The organism is Citrobacter sp. wls757 (assembly GCF_005280935.1).
In the GTDB taxonomy this organism is placed as follows: domain Bacteria; phylum Pseudomonadota; class Gammaproteobacteria; order Enterobacterales; family Enterobacteriaceae; genus Citrobacter; species Citrobacter portucalensis.
Genome location: NZ_SZWU01000039.1, coordinates 73,069 through 77,343 on the forward strand (window position 1 = coordinate 73,069; position 4,275 = coordinate 77,343).

The 4,275-nt window shown below is 56.2% G+C and carries 4 protein-coding genes and 1 pseudogene; all 5 read left to right on the forward strand.

Annotated features, from left to right (window positions below):
* Positions 1–178: hypothetical protein (locus tag FDW94_RS24115; protein WP_249358455.1), on the forward strand; the 178-nt coding region annotated here is incomplete at its 5' end.
* Complete coding sequence (gene murE, locus FDW94_RS10915; RefSeq protein WP_008786196.1) at positions 165–1,652, forward strand: UDP-N-acetylmuramoyl-L-alanyl-D-glutamate--2,6-diaminopimelate ligase; 1,488 nt, start codon at positions 165–167, stop codon at positions 1,650–1,652. The genes FDW94_RS24115 and murE, both read left to right, overlap by 14 nt.
* Positions 1,649–3,007 carry a UDP-N-acetylmuramoyl-tripeptide--D-alanyl-D-alanine ligase gene (gene murF / locus FDW94_RS10920; protein ID WP_137377572.1) on the forward strand — a complete coding sequence of 453 codons (1,359 nt, stop codon included), beginning with the start codon at positions 1,649–1,651 and terminating at the stop codon, positions 3,005–3,007. Before murE ends, murF begins: the two co-directional genes overlap by 4 nt.
* Entirely contained in the window at positions 3,001–4,083 is a 1,083-nt protein-coding gene (mraY, locus tag FDW94_RS10925; protein ID WP_137377573.1) for a phospho-N-acetylmuramoyl-pentapeptide-transferase, read from the forward strand. Before murF ends, mraY begins: the two co-directional genes overlap by 7 nt.
* 2 nt (positions 4,084–4,085) lie before the next feature.
* A pseudogene (murD, locus tag FDW94_RS24120) lies at positions 4,086–4,275 on the forward strand (UDP-N-acetylmuramoyl-L-alanine--D-glutamate ligase); the annotation flags it as partial.

The window sequence follows — 4,275 nt, forward strand, 5'->3', positions numbered from 1 at the left end:
TGTTATCAACGATCCGCAGGCGGGTAAATACTACGGTGGCGCCGTTTCCGCGCCGGTCTTTGGTGCCATCATGGGCGGCGTACTGCGCACCATGAACATCGAGCCGGATGCGCTGACAACGGGCGATAAAAATGAATTTGTGAATAATCAAGGCGAGGCAACAGGTGGCAGATCGTAATTTGCGCGACCTTCTTGCTCCATGGGTGCCGGGTGCACCGGAGCGAGCACTGCGGGAGATGACGCTTGACAGCCGTGTGGCTGCATCAGGCGATCTCTTTGTCGCAGTATTGGGTCATCAGGCGGACGGGCGTCGGTATATCCCGCAGGCGATAGCGCAAGGTGTGGCTGCCATTATTGCAGAAGCAAAAGATGAAGCTACTGATGGTGAAATCCGTGAAATGCATGGCGTTCCGGTCATCTATCTCAGTCAGCTTAACGAACGTTTATCTGCACTGGCGGGCCGTTTTTACCACGAGCCTTCTGAGAAAATGCGTCTGGTCGGCGTAACCGGGACTAACGGTAAAACCACCACCACCCAATTGCTGGCCCAGTGGAGCCAACTGCTTGGCGAAACCAGCGCGGTAATGGGAACAGTAGGCAATGGCCTGCTGGGCAAAGTGATCCCGACGGAAAATACCACCGGTTCAGCCGTTGATGTCCAGCATGTGCTGGCGGGGCTGGCTGCGCAGGGCGCAACGGTTGGCGCGATGGAAGTCTCTTCACACGGCCTGGTTCAGCATCGCGTTGCGGCGCTGAAGTTTGCCGCATCAGTATTTACTAACTTAAGCCGCGACCATCTCGACTACCACGGCGACATGGAACATTACGAAGCCGCGAAATGGCTGCTGTATTCCACGCACCATTGCGGCCAGGCCATCGTCAATGCGGATGATGAAGTCGGTCGTCGCTGGCTGGCGAAACTCCCGGATGCGGTTGCCGTTTCGATGGAAGACCACATCAACCCGAACTGTCATGGTCGTTGGTTAAAAGCGGTTGACGTGAAGTATCACGACAGTGGGGCAACGATTCGTTTTACCTCCTCATGGGGCGACGGCGAAATTGAAAGCCGCCTGATGGGGGCGTTTAACGTCAGCAATCTTTTGCTGGCGCTGGCAACGCTGTTGGCACTGGGCTATCCGTTAGCTGATTTACTGAAAACGGCGACACAATTGCAGCCGGTTTGCGGACGTATGGAAGTGTTCAGCGCGCCGGGTAAAACCACCGTGGTGGTTGATTACGCTCATACGCCAGATGCGCTGGAAAAAGCGCTGCAGGCGGCACGTCTGCACTGTACTGGCAAACTGTGGTGCGTCTTTGGCTGCGGCGGCGATCGCGATAAAGGCAAACGTCCGTTGATGGGCGCAATCGCCGAGCAGTTTGCAGATGTTGTCGTGGTGACTGATGACAACCCGCGTACCGAAGAGCCGCGCGCCATTATTAACGACATTCTGGCGGGTATGCTGGATGCCGGACAGGCGAAGGTGATGGAAGGGCGCGCAGAAGCCGTGACAAACGCCATTATGCAGGCGAAAGAAAACGACGTGGTGCTGGTGGCCGGGAAAGGTCACGAAGATTACCAGATCGTCGGCTCGCAGCGTCTCGACTATTCTGACCGCGTGACCGCAGCACGTCTGCTGGGGGTTATCGCATGATTAGCGTAACGCTCAGCCAACTGGCGGAGATCCTCCGTGGCGAACTGAAAGGGGCCGATCTGACCCTTGATGCCGTAACAACCGATACGCGTAAAGTGACGCCGGGCTGCCTGTTTGTGGCGCTGAAAGGCGAACGCTTTGATGCCCATGATTTTGCAGACAAAGCGCAAGAGAGCGGGGCGGGTGCGCTGCTGGTCAGCCGCCCGTTGGACACCAACCTGCCGCAGCTGATTGTTAAAGATACGCGTCTGGCGTTTGGTGAACTGGCGGCGTGGGTTCGCGCTCAGGTTCCGGCGCGCGTTGTCGCGCTGACCGGCTCATCCGGTAAAACGTCCGTCAAAGAGATGACGGCTGCCATTCTGAGCCAGTGTGGTAACACCCTATATACCGCGGGCAATCTGAATAACGACATCGGCGTACCGATGACGCTGCTGCGCTTAAATAACGATTACGACTATGCCGTGATTGAGCTCGGCGCCAACCATCAGGGCGAAATCGCCTGGACCGTCGGCCTGACGCGTCCGGAAGCGGCGCTGGTGAACAATCTGGCCGCCGCGCACCTGGAAGGTTTCGGCTCTCTGGCGGGCGTTGCGAAGGCAAAAGGTGAGATTTTTACCGGCCTTTCTGCGAACGGTATCGCCATTATGAATGCCGACAACAACGACTGGTTGAACTGGCAAAGCATCATCGGCGAACGCAAAGTCTGGCGCTTCTCCCCGAATGCGGCCAACAGCGACTTTTCTGCTACCAACGTTCATGTGACCTCGCATGGCACAGAATTTTCTCTGCAAACGCCGACCGGAAGCATTGATGTCCTGCTGCCGTTGCCGGGTCGCCACAATATCGCTAACGCCCTTGCGGCGGCGGCGCTTTCTATGGCGGTAGGCGCGACGCACGAGGCGATCAAAGCGGGTTTGAAGGATCTGCAAGCGGTACCGGGACGTCTGTTCCCGATTCAACTCGCAGAAAATCAGCTGCTGCTGGACGACTCCTATAACGCGAACGTCGGTTCGATGACCGCAGCGGTGCAGGTGCTGTCTGAAATGCCGGGCTATCGCGTTCTGGTCGTTGGCGATATGGCAGAGCTTGGCGCAGAAAGTGAAGCATGCCATGTACAGGTAGGTGTTGCTGCGAAAGCAGCAGGTATCGACCGTGTACTGAGTACAGGAAAACTGAGTCAGGCAATTAGCGACGCCAGCGGCGTTGGCGAACATTTTGCGGATAAAAGCGCGCTGGCCGCGCATCTTAAAGTATTGATTGCAGAACATCAGGTCATGACGATTTTAGTGAAGGGTTCACGTAGTGCCGCCATGGAAGAGGTAGTACGCGCATTACAGGAGAATGGGACATGTTAGTTTGGCTGGCCGAACATTTGGTCAAATATTATTCCGGCTTTAACGTCTTTTCCTATCTGACGTTTCGCGCCATCGTCAGCCTGCTGACCGCGCTGTTCATCTCTTTGTGGATGGGCCCGCGCATGATTGCCCGCTTGCAAAAAATGTCCTTTGGACAGGTTGTACGTAACGACGGTCCGGAATCGCACTTTAGTAAACGTGGTACGCCAACCATGGGCGGGATCATGATCCTCACCGCGATTGTTATCTCCGTTCTGTTGTGGGCATATCCGTCGAACCCGTATGTATGGTGCGTGCTGGCGGTATTGATTGGCTACGGCATTATCGGTTTTGTCGATGACTACCGCAAAGTGGTGCGCAAAGATACCAAGGGGCTGATTGCCCGCTGGAAGTACTTCTGGATGTCGGTGATTGCGCTGGGTGTAGCCTTTGCGCTGTACCTCGCCGGTAAAGATACCCCGGCTACCGAGCTGGTGGTGCCGTTCTTTAAAGATGTCATGCCGCAATTGGGGCTGTTCTACGTGCTGCTGGCGTACTTCGTGATTGTGGGCACTGGCAACGCGGTAAACCTCACCGATGGCCTGGATGGTCTGGCGATTATGCCGACCGTGTTCGTGGCCGCAGGTTTTGCGCTGGTGGCATGGGCTACAGGTAACATGAACTTTGCCAACTACCTGCACATTCCCTATTTACGCCATGCCGGCGAACTGGTGATCGTCTGTACGGCGATTGTCGGTGCGGGGTTAGGCTTCCTGTGGTTTAACACCTATCCGGCGCAGGTCTTTATGGGCGACGTCGGTTCTCTGGCGCTGGGCGGCGCGCTGGGCATTATTGCCGTGCTGCTGCGTCAGGAATTCCTGCTGGTAATTATGGGCGGCGTATTTGTTGTGGAAACGCTGTCGGTCATTCTGCAGGTTGGCTCCTTTAAGCTGCGCGGACAGCGCATCTTCCGTATGGCGCCGATTCACCATCACTATGAACTGAAAGGCTGGCCGGAACCGCGCGTAATTGTGCGCTTCTGGATTATTTCGCTGATGCTGGTGCTGATTGGCCTGGCAACGCTGAAGGTACGTTAATCATGGCTGATTACCAGGGTAAAAAAGTCGTCATTATCGGTCTGGGATTGACCGGGCTGTCCTGCGTGGATTTCTTTCTGGCGCGTGGCGTGACGCCGCGTGTGATGGATACCCGCGCAACGCCACCTGGCCTGGATAAATTGCCGGAAGCGGTTGAGCGTCATGTTGGCAGCCTGAATGATGATTGGCTGC